The organism is Aminobacter sp. BA135 (genome assembly GCF_050859125.1).
Lineage (GTDB): Bacteria > Pseudomonadota > Alphaproteobacteria > Rhizobiales > Rhizobiaceae > Aminobacter > Aminobacter ciceronei.
Genome location: NZ_CP139572.1, coordinates 2515342 through 2531501 on the forward strand (window position 1 = coordinate 2515342; position 16160 = coordinate 2531501).

Genomic DNA, 16160 nt, shown 5'->3' on the forward strand with positions numbered 1-16160 from the left:
GCAACAGGGAGGGCGGCCAGGGAATGGTTGGGGCAAGTCGCATCGCTGAACGGTTCAACGGCCTGTCGGTGCTGGGGCAGTCCTGCGTGATCGTGGCCGCCGCGACGCTCGGTGCCGACCTTTTGACCCTGATCTTCTACTCGATCTTCTTCTCGGACCGGCTGCTGCTCGACCTCGTGCTGACAAGCCTGATCGTTGTCGCCGTGGCGGGGCCGTTGTCCTATTTCTTCATGGGCCGCAGCGCCAGGCTGGTCGAGCTCGCGGCCGAGCTCGACCGGGCCAATCGCCTCGATGACCTGACCGGCCTGCTGAACAGGCGAACCTTCCTGCTTCAATCCAGGCAGATCGTCAGTGACCACGCTGATGGCAAGGGCGCCGGAATGCTGCTCTTTATCGATGCCGACCATTTCAAGGCGATCAACGACCGCGAGGGTCACGCCATGGGCGATGCCGTGCTGCAGGAAATCGGCGCGGCGCTGGCTTCGAGCATTGGCGCTGGGGATATTGCCGGGCGGCTGGGCGGTGAAGAATTCGTCGTGCTGCTGGCGGGTGCCGGCGAGGACAAGGCAACGCTGGTGTGCGAACGCCTGCGGCGCAAGGTCAAGGCGATATCAGCCATCGTCGGTATGAGCGGCCGCGAGGTCACTGTCAGCATCGGTGTATCGAAACACCAGCGGGGCCAAAGCCTCGATGCGCTTCTCCTGGCCGCCGACAGGAACCTCTATCTCGCCAAGGCCAATGGTCGCGACCGTATCGTCAAAGCCGATGGCAAGCTGGCTGCCGCCTGAACAGGCTTGTCGTTTCGATTGCTCTGCAACTCGATCCTAGCCGCCGGCATGCGCCATATGCTGGAAGCGGCGAACCATGCGCCAGCCAGAAGCCACCAGCCGGTCGGCCGGCGGCGCCACCGGCAGCACCGGCTGGGTCAGCATGCGGCGCAATTCGGCTGGCCCGATCTCGCTGGTCATGACGATGCGCGACAAGGTGTATGGGTCTTCCGTTGTCGTCGTCATCGCATGCCTGACCCGGCACGCCGAGGTGAAGCCGGCGCCGCGCACCAGCGCGCGCGTGGTGCGACTCGAATAACCGTGCGGGTAGGCGAAGCTGTGCACTGGCCGCTTCAGGCCGTGTTCGAGGGCGAGCTTGCTGTCATGTATCTCGCGTGCGGCATCGCTGGCCGACAGGATGTCCAGCTGCGGGTGGCTGACTGTGTGGGCGCCGATTTCGATGCCTTCGCAGGCCAGCGCGCGCAGATCACCCCACCCGAGCATCGGCCGATCGCCTTCGCCAGATGAAGCAAGCCACTGGCTGGTCTTGCCGACCAAGCCGGAGACGACATAGAGCGTCGCGGCAAAACCGTGGCGTTCCAGGATGGGCATGGCGCCGATGAGAAAATCCTGCAGCCCGTCGTCGAAGGTGATGCAGACGGTGCGCGGCGGCAAAGGCCGCTTTTCCCTGAAGATCGTCGCCAGCGCCGAGATCGTCACCGGGCGGAAGCCGCCTTCGGCCAGCACCTGCATGTGGCGCTCGAACTCGTCGGGCAGCATCATCCAGCGCCGGTAGGGCGCAGCACAGCTGGTGTCGATGCTGTGATAAACAAGGATAGGCACGGATGGGCGCATAGCTGTCGATCCTCCCTTGAAGGCGACCTCGTGCCCGTTTGCCGAGGGAGCGATGCCGGATGACGGGCTGCGTTGTGCGGCATAGCGGCTGCGCAGATAGCCCGGCACGCCAGCAGCGATGCCGAGCCTCTCGCGCCAGACCAGATTGCTCGGATAGTCGCCCGGCAGGCGCTGGTTCTTGGGCGATGTCGGGCCGGCCATGTGGGCGATGCCGGCAGGCATGGCGCGCGCCAGCCGCAAGGCTGCCGCCGGTTCGTCGATGACGACTTTGGTGAGATAGGCGCCGAGGCCCATTCCATAGCCGAAGGCCTGGCGGCGCATGCCGTCCTCGCCGCGGCGATGATGGTGCCAAAGCAGCGCACGCGGGTCGTAAACAAGCTGGAAGCCGGCCTGGACCACGGCGTAGAAGGAGGCGAGATCGTCGCCGCCGCGCGCCAGCGTGCCGGCGCCCAGCGCTGAATCGAAGCCGCCAATCTGGCGCAGCGCCTCGGTCCTGAACGCCATGTTGGCGCCCGAGCCGAACTGTCCGGCGGTGAAGGGAAAAAGCGACCCCGCCGGCCTGTTGCCGGCGAGATCGAAGACCTTACGCGCAAAGCCCTTGCCGAAGCCGCCATGGCGCTCGGTCCAGAATTGCGCGCGTGTGTCGAGCTCTGCCGGCAGGATCAGGCCGGTGACGCAGCCGACCCGGCCGTCGCGGTCGAAATTTGCGGCCATCGCCGCCACCCAGTTGGGGTCGACGACGACATCGTCGTCGGTGAACAGCACCAGCTCGGACGACAGGTTGGCAAGCCCGGCATTGTGGGCGCGGCCAAGGCCCGGCACGTCTTCCCTGACATAACGCACCGCGCGCGCACCGCCGTAACGCCGGGCGATCAGATCAGCAGTTTGCGAGGAGGACGGCGCATTGTCGACGACGACGATCTCGAAGGGCTGATAGGTCTGGAGCAGTAGTGAATCGAGGCATCGCGCCAGGCTTTCGGCACGATCGCGCGTGGCGATGACGACGCTGGCGAACGGGCCATCCTTTTTTGGCAGCGGCGCGTCGTGCTGGAAGCTGCTGTCCTGGACAGCCTGGTTCTCGCCGATGCGGCGGCGCAGCTCGAATGTTGTCAGCACGTCCTCGTCGAAATCGAACTCCATGATCGTCACCGGACGGCCCTGGCGGCGGACCAGGCAGAAGACGCCGCCATAGCGCTGGTCGGTTGCCGCGTCGAACATCTGCACATCGTTCATCGGCCGGCAGACGTCGACGTCGAGGATCTTGATCGGGTGAAACTCGGGCACGCTCATGCTTGCCTCCGTGGACGGCTCAAGCGGGCGCCAACATAACCCATCGTCGTGTAGCCAAGGCCGAAGAAGATGCCGGCGGCGCGGGCCAGCCCCCATATGTCGAGCTTCAGCACCGCATCGCCAAGCCCACGCAGAACGCCTGCCGGCAGGACGCGCATGACATAGCGTTGTTCGCTGGACAATCCGTCCAGCGCGCCCACGGCGCTGACGACCTGCGTCTTGGAACGACCTTCGGCGAGGCAGCGCTTGCGGAAGTAGCCCCAGGCGGCGCGCTCGGCGGTAACCTGATGGTGCACGCTCATATCAGGATCGTAGAGGATGAGCGAGCCGGGAATGGCCTGGAGCGCGCGGATGCAGAGCTCCGTCTCCTCGCAGCCGGCAGCATCGGCCGCGGTGCGGCCGATGCCTTCGCGGAACCCCCCGGTCAACTCGACGATGTTGCGGCGGAACGACATGTTGCAGCCGATGGGATTGCGCACCGGCTCGACCTTTTCGGGCTGGCCGCGATAGCTGCAGCCGACAACCCACTGGAACTCTTCCGGGAACCAGCGCGGACGATCGACCTGCCACATCGGCAGCACCTGGCCGCCAAGGCCGATGACCGAGGGGTTGCGATAGTGCGGCAGCATCTTTTCCAGCCAATCCGGGGCGGCGACCGCGTCGTCGTCGAGGAAGGCCAGGATTTCGCTGCTCGCCCGCCTGACGCCGGTGTTGCGGGCACCCGAAAGGCCGCGCGCGCCTTCGTTCACGATGACGGTGATGGCCGGATAGGTGGCGAAGAAAAAAGCCCACAGCGGCATGTTGTGGTCGATGACCACGATGATCTCGGTCGCCTTGGTGCGTTGCGCGAGCACGGAGGCGATGGCGCGATGAAGCTGTTCGCGACGGTTGTCGGCGTAGGCGCAGATGATGACTGATACCGAAGTCGCCGACGCCGTCATGATCGCTCGCCTAGACGCTGGGTTGGTGTTGTCCGGCCGTGCTGCGGGGCGGGACGGCCGGTCGTGCCGGGCGGGAGACGCCAAGGCGAACGATCGTCTTCAGCACCCGCCAGCCATCGGGGATGGTGCGCAGGTTGCTGACGCCATGGATGCGCGGGAACTCCTTGCTCGCAACCTCGAACACATTGAGGTTGGCGCGCAGTGCCTGGACGTTCATTTCGGTCTCGATTTCGAAACCCGTCGCATCCTCGATGTTGAGATAAGGCAGCACGTCTCGCCAGAAGGCATTGTAGCCGTAGCAGAGATCGGTGAATTTGCCGCCGAAGCGGATGCGCACGAGCGTCAAAAGTCCCCAGTTGCCGAGCCGGCGATACCACTCCATGTCAGTGGTATCGCCGCCCTGCATGAAGCGCGAGCCCTTGACGAAGTCGGCGCCGGCGAGCAGCGCGCCGACGAAGGCCGGGATCTCGCCGGGATCGGCGGAGCCGTCAGCGTCGAGCGTGACGATGATGTCGCCCTTTGCGGCGTTGAAGCCGGTGCGCAGGGCAGCACCCTTGCCGCGTCGATCCTGCTGCAGCACGACGATGTCGGGCAGAAGCGACCTTGCGACCTCTATCGTGTCGTCGGTCGAGTTGCCATCGACGAGGATGACCTCATCCACCCATGCAGGGATGTGCGGCAGGACGTGAGGGAGGTTCTTGGCCTCGTTCTTCGCCGGGACCACCACACTGATGCGCGGGGTGCCGCTGGTCGCCAAGCCTGCCAGCTTGAAGACCTCCATTGCAGGCCGATGCGGAAATGCTGCCGCCGTCATACTGGTTACTCCAACCCAAAATAGGTGCGGCATATCCAATGACGACGCGAACCAAATGTTACAGACGCAGCACAGCACAGCCTGACGAGCACAACTTCGCAGGGAGGTCGTTACCGATCAAAAAATCTGGACGCAAGTGTCTTGTTAGCCCCACTCGCCGATATGAAATTTACCATATATTATGTTTTTGTAAACCATATGTAGTATTCGTGTGAACTTTCGTCGCTATTGGTTCATCTGATAGATGTGGATTTGTATGAACTTTCCACATCGATGTTTATTATTAGAAAAACAGATGTTAATCTGAATTAAACTGCTGCGAACGCGTTGGCATGCGCTCTGCGACAGGCATACGTCAATTCATGCGCGGCGTATTAGGTGGTGCTTTAATATTAAATCCTTTCACTCGAAGTCTCGGCAAAATCGGGTATTTCCGGATGAGATGCACGCCGCAGTCCCGTAATGGTTGCACCCAGCCATGCCGTGCACGAACCGTTCGCAATATTGTGATCAGCTTGAAAAGCGTGATCTTGCCGCCGCCTGGCGCCGGTGCGGCGAAATCGCAACATTCATACATATGTCTGTTAGCAATCGCTGAGATAATGCCTCTGGTTGAATGACGGGCCGGGGCGTTCATGTTAGGTTGGGAGGAAATCAGGAGGCGGGGGCCACCAGCACGATCAGCGGCGTTCGGACACAGCGCCTGTGACATGTTCCGTGCGCCCGATTGTTCGAGGACCAAACTTGCCTAGCCCACAGCGACCCGAAACTCCTCCTGCCCCCGACGCTTTCGACGACTGGGTTCTCCTGACCCGCAAGTGGGATGAGGCCTACAAGAACTACCTGACCGTACGCGAAGCGCGGGCTACGGCTGAGGCCGCGTCAGGCATGCCTGATCCGGAGTTGAAGCGCTGGGAGGACGAGGCGCTGGCTACGTTGGCTGAAATCAAGGCCGAGATGGACAAGGTCGTGGCCGTGACGCGGCTACGACGCCAGCCCCTCGGCGGCTCCCTCGTCGTCGGCAGGATCGGTCGTAACGAGGGCGAAACGTCTCCCAGTTCCGAGCACGATCCCGACAAGAAGTAGGCGCGAGCTGTACCGTGCCGGGCAATCCGCTCGCGTGGTGGCCGCGTAAGCAACCTCTACGGGCCTGGACAATTAAGGGCTATTTCCAGCGCGCGTGGTTGCGGTGTATTTTGAATGGGTGAGAACGCGAGACGCCCAGCGAAGCGCATGTTTCTTGCCGGCCATCGTGGCGACGCTGGCTTGGCTGGCGATGCTGTCGCTGTTTGCCGGTCCGGCCACTGCTGCCGATTTTCCAGCCATCGAACTCGAGACGACGTCCAACGACAGTCTCGACGGCGTGTTGCGTTCGGCGCTGAACGCTCCCGAACTCCAGCGCGCCACAGAGGGGGCGGCAATCCAAGGCTGGCAACCTGCCGTCGAAGCCGAACGTCACCGTCTGGAAGAGCTGATGCACGGCCAGGGCTATCTCCACGCCCGGGTTGAAATGCCAGATGCTGCGACTGGTTTCCGCTCTCCCGACAAGATCACGCTAAAGCCCGTGGCCGGCACGCTTTTCCGCGTCGGCATGGTCGAGGTCGACGGTCTCGACGGTGTTGCCATTGATGCTGTGCGCGACGACGTTGCGCGGCAGATGATGGAGGCGGTCGGCAAGCCCGCACGCGGCGATCTGCTGGCAACACTCGAGGATGAGGTGCTGTGGCGGTTGCGCACCGCTTCCTATCCGTTTGTCCGCGTCACCGAACGCGAGTTGCTGCCGATCCCGGGGCAGGCGCTGGCGACAGCCCGTATCGTCGTCGAGCCGGGGGCGTCGGCGCGGTTTGGCGCCGTCGCCTACAGTGGCCTTGTCGGTCTCAAACAAGACGAGCTGGGCCGCCTGCAGCCCTTCAAGCAGGGCGATCCATACAATCCCGATATGCTCGAGCGTTTCCGCGAGGCGCTGCTTGGACATCCGTCGGTCAAGCATGTTAGGCTGCGGCTGCCGGAGGCGGTGGACGCCGACGGCCAGTTGCAGCTGCGCGCCGAGATTGAGGAAGATCAGCTCCGCGCCGAAGACGTGGCTGGCAATTATCGGACCGGGCTCGTTGCGGCCGTTTCGGCGATTGCCGCGCTCGCGATCCGGCAGGTTTCAGTCGCCAGCCTGCGCCCTGGCCGCTCGCGATGGCCGCTCTGGTTCGAGGTGGTGCCGGTGCTGCTGCTCGCCGCCGCATTCTACCTGATCGCGCAAAGGATGCTGCTGTTGGCGTTCCCTGGCTGAGGGGCAGGACATAGCGATTCCAGGAGAACTGCACAGCGTTTTCCGTCCGGACAGAACTCTAGGTATCCTTGAAGCCGATCGTCCATTTCGCCGCGTGCCGCACGCGGGCGTCGACGGCGGTGATCGGCAGCTTTTCCAGGAAGTATTCGGCGTGCGCGTGTGGGGTCGCGCCAAATCTCTGCTTGTAGTGCGCAAGCGAGGCCGAGGCGCCGGTCTCGCCGAAATGGTAGTAGCGGCAGCCGCTGTGGCAGGCCTCTTCGATGGCGAGTTTCTGGATCAGGTCGTTGGCGCCTGAGCTGCCCAGTGCATGGCGGTCGATCGCGCCGCGGGCATCATTTACGTTGCCATATTGCAGCACGAAGGCGGCCGCCGCCGGCTTGCCGTCGACCCAGGCGACCCAGATGCGGCAGGCCTCGCCGAAATGCCGGGCGATCGAGCTGAATTTTTCCATCGGATCGCGCTTGCGCCCACGCAGATGTGCCAGCATGCGCGGTTCGTGCTGCTTGTCGGCCCAGCGGTCGAAGGATGTGCGCAGCAGCTGGTGGAAGACGGGCACCAGCTTGCCGGTGGTGTCGCGCTCGACAACTATGCCACCGCGTTCGGCCTTGCGCACCCGCGTCCGCGTCGTCTTCTTGAAGCGTGTCGACCAGACGGCATCGAAGCCGCCATCGAGGTCGAGGATGTGGGCGAGGCCGGGCACCGAGGTGACATGGGCAGGTGCTGCGGCGGCCCACAGATGGGCATGGCGCGGATTGGGCCTTACCGAAATCCTGAGATAAGGCAGCTTCGCCAGATCCTCGAATATGGCGCGCAAATGTTCGACCTTGGGCACCAGCGATGAGAGCACGCCGCCGCGGCCCCAGGCATAAGGCATCGACTCCGCGACCGACAGCCGGGCTGGCAGATGCCTGTTGCGCACCATCGGCAGCACGTAGTGGTGCCCGCCTGCAAAACGGTAGGCGCGGCTGGCGTCCTGGTATTTGCCGAGGGCGCAAAGGCTGTCGAGCCAGGCCGGCGACTGGTAGGGCAGGGCTTCGGGATCGGCGAGCATCAGGCGATGCCAGAGGTCGCGCGGCGCTGGGCTCTGCACGTCGAAAGCCGCCGGCGTGCTCGCCGCGGCGTGCACGTCCTGTGCGCTGCCAAAATTTGTCGGATCGGTATCCGTCAGAAGCCTCCCACTTTCCACCCAATGTCGCAGATTTTGTGAGATATCACTACCTTTGCAACCCCGGAGTTGCTTTCCGGATTCGCTTTTGTTCAGAAACGGTTACCGCACTGCCATAAAGATATTGTGTATCACAATTTTGTTATTTCTTCGTGATGGAAAACAATCTCCAAAGCGCAAATCAAAGTCAAAGCCACTTAAATAAAGCATTCCGGACAGATAGCCGCTATTTCGACAAACAAGTCGATGCGTGGAAAATCCCAGAACATGATTTTGGATATGAGCTGGAATGGGTCATGTCATTTACCGAACGCGGTGAAACAGCTTGACGCGGCGTCTGGCAACCGTCCTAGTTAACAGATCGTAAGCGACAGATTTCCGGGTAACCGGCAATGCGCGCGAACCGCCTTTCGCGGAACCACGCAGGCAACGGCCGGCACCCCCCTATCGCGACGAGCCAGTGTGTTCAGGCCTATCGGGTTGGTGCATGGGTAAGGGGTTGTGGGGCGTGGCGCTGGCGGGCGTCTGGTGGTTCGGGCATGCGAGCGCCTTGGCGCAAGGCGTCGAGCCGCCACTGATCAAGGGGCAATGGGAGCGGATCTTCACCGAAGAGTTCGACCAGCCCAAGCTCGATCGCGACAAGTGGACCCGCTGCTACTGGTGGGACAAGGACGGCTGTACCAATCTCGCCAACAACGAACTGCAGTGGTACATGCCCGACAATGTCAGCGTCGCCGATGGAGTGCTGCGCCTGACGGCGCGGCCGGAAACGGTGACCGGCCATGAAGGGCGGACCTTCGATTACACCTCGGGTATGGTGACCACGGGGCGTGATTATCTCGAGCGCGCCAGGCCGGATCGTTTCGCCACCACATACGGCTATTTCGAAATCCGCGCCAAGATCCCCAAGGGCAAGGGGTTGTGGCCGGCGATCTGGCTTCTGCCGTCGACGCAGGAGCCGCGTCCGGAAATCGACATCCTCGAAGTCCTGGGTCATGCGCCCGACGTCTACGAGATGCACCTGCATTATCTCGACAAGAAGAAGGACTGGAAGAGCGAGGGCAAGAACGCCAAGGTGGTCGACCTTTCGGCCGACTGGCATGCCTATGGCCTGGAATGGAGCAAGGATGCCGTCGTCTGGTATCTCGATGGCAAGGAGATGTGGCGCTACGCCAAGTCAGACGGCATCTCGCAGGAACCGATGTACCTGCTCATCAACCTGGCCGTCGGCGGCAACTGGCCGGGGTCGCCTGACGCCAGGACCAAATTCCCGGCCGATTTTCTGATCGATTATGTTCGTGTCTGGCGGCGTGCCGGGTCATGACCGCGCACCCGCCCACCCTGCGGCAGCGAGAGCCCACGGCACAGGCGGGCGGCAGTGGTTGGCGGTCACTCCTCCCGCAGGCGCTGATGGGCTCGTCGCTGATGCGCAACGGCTACGCGCTGATCGCCAACAGCGGCCTGAGTGCGGTGCTGGGGCTGGCGTTCTGGTTGCTGGCGGCGCGTTACTGTTCGCAGGAGGCGATCGGTCTCGGCGGCGCCATCACCGCCACCATCGTCAACCTGTCCAACGCTGCCCAGCTCAATTTTGGTAACCTGCTGGTTCGTTTCGTGCCGACTGTCGGCGGCCGCGCCGGCCGGTTGATCCTGTTCGCCTACGCCACGTCCTTCATCGCCTCGGTCGTCGTCGCTATCGTCTTCCTGCTGGTCGTCGGCGCCTTCATGCCCAAGCTCGACGTGCTGACCGAGAGCGCGGGCGTCATCTTGTGGTTCGTGGCGACCGTCGCCGTCTGGTCGGTGTTCGCGCTGCAGGACAGTGCGCTGTCGGGCCTGCGCCAGTCGATCTGGGTGCCGGTCTCGAAGACAATCTACCAGGTCGTCAAGATCGCCATGCTCATCCCGCTGGCACTCGCCGGGCTCGGATGGGAAGCCATCGCACTGTCGTGGACCGCACCGGTTCTGGTCTTCGTTCTCGCCGTCAACCTGCTGATTTTCAAGCGCCTCGTGCCCAAGGCGCAAGCCGGAACCGGCCATGCCAATCTGATTGACCGCCGCGCCATGGCGCGCTTCTTCGGCTGGGACTACATCGGCTCGGTGTCGATGATGGTGGCCTGGACGGCGACACCGCTGGTCGTGCTCAATTTTGTCGGCGCGGCCGAAAGCGCCAGCTTCTTCGTCGCCTGGACGATCTTCACCTCGCTTTATTATGTCGGCAGCTCGATGGGGCTGTCGCTGCTCGCCGAGGGCGCCAGCGACACCGGCCGGCTGCGCGCGCTGGCGGCGGATGCGGCTGTGATGTCGGTGCTGCCGCTGCTCGGCCTCGTCGCGCTGATGCTGGTGTTCGCCCATCCCATCATGTCGGTGTTCGGTGCGGCCTACGCCACCGAAGGTGCTGCGATCCTCAGGGTGTTCACACTGGCCAGTGTCGTATCGGCCGTGCTCTCGATCTACCTGTCGATCGCCCGCACCAAGGGCTGGATGCGTTCGGTGGCGGCGGCCGAAGTCGCGACGCTGGTCATAGCCCTCGGCGCCGGCGCGCTTCTGGTGCGCAGTGAAGGGCCGATCGGCATGGCGCATGCCTGGCTGCTGGCGATGCTGGTGGTCACATTTGGCGTCGGCGCGCTCGCCCTCGTCACCAGCCGCCGCCACAGCATGCACGACTGGGGGCTGGCGGTTGCCGCTTCGCTGAAGTCGCTCTCGTCCCAGTTCCTGCCTTTCGGCCGCAACAAGGGTATTGCAGTTCCTGGTTACGCCGAGCTCCGGCCGCTCCTGGCAAAGACCGGAAGCTCCGCTGCCTCGGGCTGGCATGCGCTGAAATCCGAGCATGGACCCGAAGGAACGGAAATCATTTATCTCGGCGAACCGGTGCTGGACGAGGCGGTGCGGCACGAGCCCGTTCGGTCGCAAGGCACTTATGCCGTTCTCCGCAGCGCGCGCGACCCGATCGCCGCCGCCTATCTCGAGCGCCTGGTCGACAATCTCGACCTGCTGCGCGCGGATATGCGTCTTCAGGCGCTGTGGCCGATGTTGCCGACGAGGCTGTCAGTCACCCGCATCGGCGGTGCCGTAGATTGCATCGAGGCGATGGCACCTGGGACGGATGGGCGTGTGCTGCTGCGCGACGCGTCCGAGCGGCAGACGGGCCTCGAAGCCGCGGCGAAGGCCGTGGCCATCTTGCACGGCCAGACAGCCGCCATGCGGACCATCGACGACGTCTGGTTGCACGAATGGGTCGAACGTCCGGTGGCAAAGCTTGCGCAGCTCGGCGGGTCGACGATGTTGGCAGCGGCACGGCGTCGGGCGATTGAACGTTTCGTTGGCCAGCAGCGGCGTTACTGGCTCGGTCGCCAGGTGCGTCTCGGCTGGTGCCATGGCGATCTTTGGCCGCAAAACCTGAACTTCGCCTCGAGGCAGGGCAGTGCCGCCCGGCTTGCCAGCCTGCTGGAATGGGGCAATGCGCGATCCAACGCGCCACGTGGCTTCGACGGCTGCGTTCTGGCTGTCGCCATGCGCATGATGACCAGCAGCGAGCCGCTCGGCGCGGCCGTTGCCGATCTCTTGTGGACGCCGGAGTGGCGCGACGACGAGCGGCAGTGGCTGGGCATCGGCTCGGACGGGGACGATGACTGGAGCGGCGATGGCGCGGCGATCCGTGCCATGGTCGGCCTCGTCTGGCTGCATCAGGTTAGCGAGCGGGTGCGGCGCCCGGCGCATTCGGGCGTCGGCCGGCTCTGGATTGCGTCCAATGTCGATCGTGTTCTCAGGATCGTCTCCACCGATGGAGGCGCAATATGAATGTGATGACGCGGGAATCCAGTCTTGCCATGTCGCCGGCGCTGAAGGCGCAGCCCCTGGCGGATGCTGGCCGTGTCTCGACAGCGCCGTTCAACCTCGCGTTGATCTGTCTTTGCCTCGCCTTTGCCTTGTGGCTGGCCGTCCTGTTCGTCACCGATCCTGCCGGTGTCGACGACTACGGCCTGATCTCGGTCCTGCCTGGTATCATCTGGGTGGCCTATGCCGCCGTCGGCCTCGGCTTCGCCTTCAGCCTGAAGCGCGGCGTCTGCGAAACCCGCATGCCGCTTTTGATGATCGTCATGCTGGTGCTGCTGCTTCATGGCACCTCGGCCATCGTCTATGACGAGTTGCGTTACGCCTGGGCCTGGAAGCATGTCGGTGTCGTCGACTACGTCCAGCGGCACGGCCAGATCGATCCCAAGGCGCCGTTCCTCGCCGCCTATGCCAATTGGCCCGGTCTGTTCGTCTTCTGCGCCGCGATCGCCAACCTGTTCGACATCAAACCTATCCAGCTGGCTGACATCGCTCGCTTTTCGCCGCCGGCGCTCAACCTGCTCTATGTGCTGGTGCTGCCGCAGATCTATCGCCGCTTCACCGCCGACCCACGGCTGGTGTGGGGCGGGGTCTGGCTGTTCGTCATCGGCAACTGGATCGGCCAGGATTATTTCTCACCGCAGGGCGTCGCCTTTCTGTTCTATCTCTTGCTGGTCGCGCTTTGCGTTGGCCCGCTCAGGATCGTGCCCGGCTGGGCCGACCCGAACGGGCGTGGCTTGTCCAAGCTTTGCGGCCGTTATTTCGCCTTCGTCTCGCGTGGCCAGCCGCCGGTGACGCTGGCCGTCACGCCAAAACTGCCCGCCGTAGCCTCACTGGCGGCCATGGCGCTGATCGTGATGATCACGGCGACCCACCCGCTCACGCCGATCGTCGTGCTCATGGCCCTTGGCGGCCTCTGGGTCGTCGGACAATTGAGCCTTGGCTACCTCGTCTTTGCCGGCCTCGTCGAAGTCGCTTGGCTGCTGTTCTACGCCGACGGCTACATGGCCTCGATCCTGCCCGAGCTGGTTCAGCGTTTCGGCGACACCTCGAACGAGATCAGCGAGCGCCTTGTGGATACCTCGATCGTCAGTGAAGGACAGGTGGTGGTGTCCTGGGCGTCGCGGGCGCTGACCGGCGCGATCGCGCTGGCAGCGGTTCTTGGCGGCCTGCGCCGGCTCGTGGCGGGGTTCCGCGACGGTCCGGCCATCGTGCTGACGCTGGCGCCCGCCTTTATGATCGTTGCCACCTCCTATGGCGGCGAGATCGTGTTCCGCGTCTATCTCTTTGCACTGCCGTTCCTGGCCTTCTTTGCCGCGGCAGTGTTTTTCCCGTGGTCGGGCACGCAACGCGACGCCATAGCGCGCTTTGCCATCGGCACGTTCGGCGCCGTGCTCACGGTCGCTTTCGTCCTCGCCAACAACGGCAAGGACCGCCAGTACACCTTCTCACGGGCCGAAGTGGAGGCGTCGGAATGGCTCTACAGCAACGCGCCGGCCGGTTCGGTGCTTGTCGAGGGCGCGCCCAACTATCCCGAACAGTTCATGAACTACGAGAACTTCACTTATGTGCCGATCTCCAACGAGAGCAAGCAGTCCATTTCAGCGGTTCTCGCCGATCCGGCGGCCGAGCTCGGGGACTGGCTGCGGGCGGTGCCGGCGGGCTCGGCCTTCATCATCATCACGCGCAGCCAGAAGGCCTATATCGACGATCTCGGCGTTATGCCGAAAGGCTCGCTCGACGCGATCGAAAAGGCCTTGCGCAGCTCGGCGCGATTCCGGCTGGTGCGCGCCACTGCCGATGCGAGCGTCTTTGCGCCAAACGACCACGGGATCGGCATGGGCGAATGGATCAAGTGATGCGCGCGTCGAAGCATGAACATGAAGAAGCGGGCGGAGGCATCGGAGGATACGGCTTCGTGAACGGTGCCGCTCAAGAATGCTCTTGCCGGAAAAATGCAATGACTGTTTCATATTAGCTGCGGCGCATCCTGGATGCGTCCGCACTGTTGGGAGCTTGGGCCCATGCGTATCGGCTGGTTGTTGGTTGCCAGCGTTGTTGTGTCGGGAAGTGCTGAAGCCAGTCCCGCCGGACAGGCTCCAACATCGCCGGCGTTGGGCCTTTCGCCCCCGGCCGCTCCCCACGCAATCCAGGCCACCAAGCCCAGCGAAGAAAGCCGGGATGGCTTTGTTCTTGCGCTTGCGGCGTCCTACATCGCCTTGGGCGACCTCTACCGCGACGGCAAGACTACGGCCGCGGCGGCGGAAGCCGCGCTTGCCTATTATCGCGGCCTCGACAACCCAGGCCGTCCCGCCGCGATCTACGCAGTCATCTCACCGTCCGACCTAATCGGCGTCGTCAAGGACGCGCCGGCCGATCCGTTCGCGGCATCGAAGCTTTACATGCAGGCGGCGAATATGGGCAGCTCGGAAGCCCTGATGCGGCTCGGCGACCTTTATCGCGAGGGCAGGGTGGTCGCGGCCGACGCCAGGCGCGCCTATCTGTTCTACGACCAGGCCGCCAAGGCCGGCAACGCTGACGGCAAGCTGCGTGTCGGCGAGATGCTGGCGCGCGGGCAAGGTGTTGCGCGCGACACTGGCAAGGGGCTGGCGATGATCGCAGCACTCGCCGATGCCGGCAATCCCGAGGCGTTGGTGCTGCTTGGCGACCTCTATCGCCCCGGCGCCCAGGGCATGGTCGCGATGGAGCCAGACAAGGCGCTGGACTATTACCGCAAGGCCGCCAGCCTTGGCTACGACGTCGGCAAGTTGCGCGTCGGCGAGATGACAGCTACCGGCCAGGGTACGACACAGGACGTCCAGGCCGGGCTCGCGATGATCGAGGAGGTGGTGGCGCGCACGCGCAACCCGGCAGGGCTCGTCCTGCTCGGCTCACTCTACAGCCGCGCCGATGGCGGTGTCATAGCCATCGATCTCGGCAAGGCCTTCGGCTATTTCCGCCGCGCCGCCGACAGCGGCGACGAGACAGGCATCCTGCGCACCGGCGAGATGCTGGCGCGGGGACGCGGCACTGCCCAGTCCTATCAAGCTGGGCGGGTGATGCTGACCGGTCTTGCCGATCATGGCGATACCTTTGCGCTGATCGCGCTCGGCGATTTGCTCAGCGATGCGGCGGTCGCCCCCGTCGACCTTGCCGCCTCGGTCGCATCCTACGAAAAGGCGGCATCGCTCGGCCACAGCGACGCACTTGTCAGGCTCGGTGATCTCTACAGCCGCAACGGCGCGATCGCCTCCGACCCACCCAAGGCATTCGCCTATTATGTCAGGGCGTCGCGGGCCGGCAATCTGGCCGGTAAGCTGCGCGTCGGCGAAATGACGGTTCTCGGGCAGGGCACCGATCGCAATGTCGCCGCCGGCCTGGCGCAGATGAACTCGCTCGCCGACGAAGGCGATGCCAATGCGATGAACCTGCTCGGCGGGCTTTACCAGCGCGGCATAGGCGGACTGCTGCCGGCCAATCCGGTGACGGCGTTCGGCTATTTCAGCAAGTCTGCCGAGGCCGGCAGCGTGATGGGCGCCGTCCATGCCGGCGAAATGAAGGTGCGCGGACAAGGGACGTCAAAGGACGTCGTGGGCGGCCTGCAGATGGTCAAGGCGGTGGCGGATGCCGGCAATGGCGAGGCGCTGATGTCGCTGGCCGCCCTTCTGGCCGACGGCTCGACCGGCAAGGTCAACGCGAAGGAAGCGGTGCTGGCCTATGAGAAGGCAGCGGCGCTGGGGCGTCCCGATGCGCTGGTGCGCATCGGCGACATCTATCGGTTAGGTGGGACGACACCAGCCGATCCCGCCAAGGCGTTCGACTATTACCGCCGTGCCGGCATGGCCGGCGACGAGACCGGTAGGCTGCGTCAGGGCGAGATGACCGCACGCGGCGAAGGCACGCGCCAGGACATTCCGGCCGGTCTCGAGCTGGTCAGGCAGGTCGGCGTCGCAGGCGATCCCTATGCCTATGTCGTGCTTGGCGACCTACATCTGTCCGGCGCGGTCGGGCCGGTCGATGGTGCTGCCGCTGTCGCGGCCTATGAGAATGCAGCCCGGCAGGGACGCGCTGATGCCTTGCTCAGGCTTGGTGACCTCTACCGTGACGGCAAAGGCGTTCTGGCCGACGGTGGCAAGGCGGCCGAATATTATCTGAAGGCGGTCGATGCGGAGAATCCGGCGGCTTCAGCGGGAGATGTGCAGAACTGAGTTTTGCTGGC

General features: G+C 64.1%; 12 protein-coding genes. 8 read left to right on the forward strand and 4 right to left on the reverse strand.

What is annotated here, in order from left to right:
- Positions 1–23 precede the first annotated feature (23 nt).
- On the forward strand, positions 24–788 hold the full coding sequence (locus SLT36_RS12235; protein ID WP_432287752.1) for a GGDEF domain-containing protein: 765 nt from the start codon (positions 24–26) through the stop codon (positions 786–788).
- 36 nt (positions 789–824) lie between these two features.
- On the opposite strand, the gene SLT36_RS12240 is transcribed toward SLT36_RS12235, so the two are convergent.
- The 3 genes from SLT36_RS12240 to SLT36_RS12250 are packed head-to-tail and all read right to left on the reverse strand — an operon-like array spanning position 825 to position 4667.
- Positions 825–2912 carry a glycosyltransferase gene (locus SLT36_RS12240; protein ID WP_432287754.1) on the reverse strand — a complete coding sequence of 696 codons (2088 nt, stop codon included), beginning with the start codon at positions 2910–2912 and terminating at the stop codon, positions 825–827.
- On the reverse strand, positions 2909–3853 hold the full coding sequence (locus tag SLT36_RS12245; protein ID WP_432287756.1) for a glycosyltransferase family 2 protein: 945 nt from the start codon (positions 3851–3853) through the stop codon (positions 2909–2911). Before SLT36_RS12245 ends, SLT36_RS12240 begins: the two co-directional genes overlap by 4 nt.
- Positions 3854–3863: 10 nt before the next feature.
- Positions 3864–4667, reverse strand: a complete 804-nt coding sequence (locus SLT36_RS12250; RefSeq protein WP_432287758.1) for a glycosyltransferase family 2 protein — start codon at positions 4665–4667, stop codon at positions 3864–3866.
- A gap of 744 nt (positions 4668–5411) precedes the next feature.
- Here SLT36_RS12250 and SLT36_RS12255 point away from each other — a divergent pair.
- Together SLT36_RS12255 and SLT36_RS12260 are read left to right on the forward strand one after the other, a co-directional pair.
- Positions 5412–5753: a hypothetical protein gene (locus SLT36_RS12255; RefSeq protein WP_432287760.1), complete on the forward strand. Its 342-nt coding sequence runs from the start codon at positions 5412–5414 to the stop codon at positions 5751–5753.
- A 166-nt stretch (positions 5754–5919) separates the two neighbouring features.
- The gene (locus SLT36_RS12260; protein WP_432287761.1) at positions 5920–6948 is read left to right on the forward strand and encodes a hypothetical protein; all 1029 of its coding nucleotides are present in this window, start codon (positions 5920–5922) and stop codon (positions 6946–6948) included.
- A 58-nt stretch (positions 6949–7006) separates the two neighbouring features.
- On the opposite strand, the gene SLT36_RS12265 is transcribed toward SLT36_RS12260, so the two are convergent.
- The gene (locus SLT36_RS12265; RefSeq protein WP_432287763.1) at positions 7007–8074 is read right to left on the reverse strand and encodes a GNAT family N-acetyltransferase; all 1068 of its coding nucleotides are present in this window, start codon (positions 8072–8074) and stop codon (positions 7007–7009) included.
- A gap of 194 nt (positions 8075–8268) precedes the next feature.
- Between SLT36_RS12265 and SLT36_RS12270 the strand changes: the two genes are divergently transcribed.
- The 5 genes from SLT36_RS12270 to SLT36_RS12290 all read left to right on the forward strand — a co-directional run bounded on the left by SLT36_RS12270 (position 8269) and on the right by SLT36_RS12290 (position 16149).
- On the forward strand, positions 8269–8442 hold the full coding sequence (locus SLT36_RS12270) for a hypothetical protein (RefSeq protein WP_432287765.1): 174 nt from the start codon (positions 8269–8271) through the stop codon (positions 8440–8442).
- 158 nt (positions 8443–8600) lie between these two features.
- The gene (locus tag SLT36_RS12275) at positions 8601–9437 is read left to right on the forward strand and encodes a glycoside hydrolase family 16 protein (RefSeq protein ID WP_432287766.1); all 837 of its coding nucleotides are present in this window, start codon (positions 8601–8603) and stop codon (positions 9435–9437) included.
- 86 nt (positions 9438–9523) lie between these two features.
- Complete coding sequence (locus SLT36_RS12280; protein WP_432287768.1) at positions 9524–11908, forward strand: hypothetical protein; 2385 nt, start codon at positions 9524–9526, stop codon at positions 11906–11908.
- On the forward strand, positions 11905–13800 hold the full coding sequence (locus SLT36_RS12285) for a hypothetical protein (RefSeq protein WP_432287770.1): 1896 nt from the start codon (positions 11905–11907) through the stop codon (positions 13798–13800). Before SLT36_RS12280 ends, SLT36_RS12285 begins: the two co-directional genes overlap by 4 nt.
- Positions 13801–13965: 165 nt before the next feature.
- Positions 13966–16149: a tetratricopeptide repeat protein gene (locus tag SLT36_RS12290; protein ID WP_432287772.1), complete on the forward strand. Its 2184-nt coding sequence runs from the start codon at positions 13966–13968 to the stop codon at positions 16147–16149.
- Positions 16150–16160 lie beyond the last annotated feature (11 nt).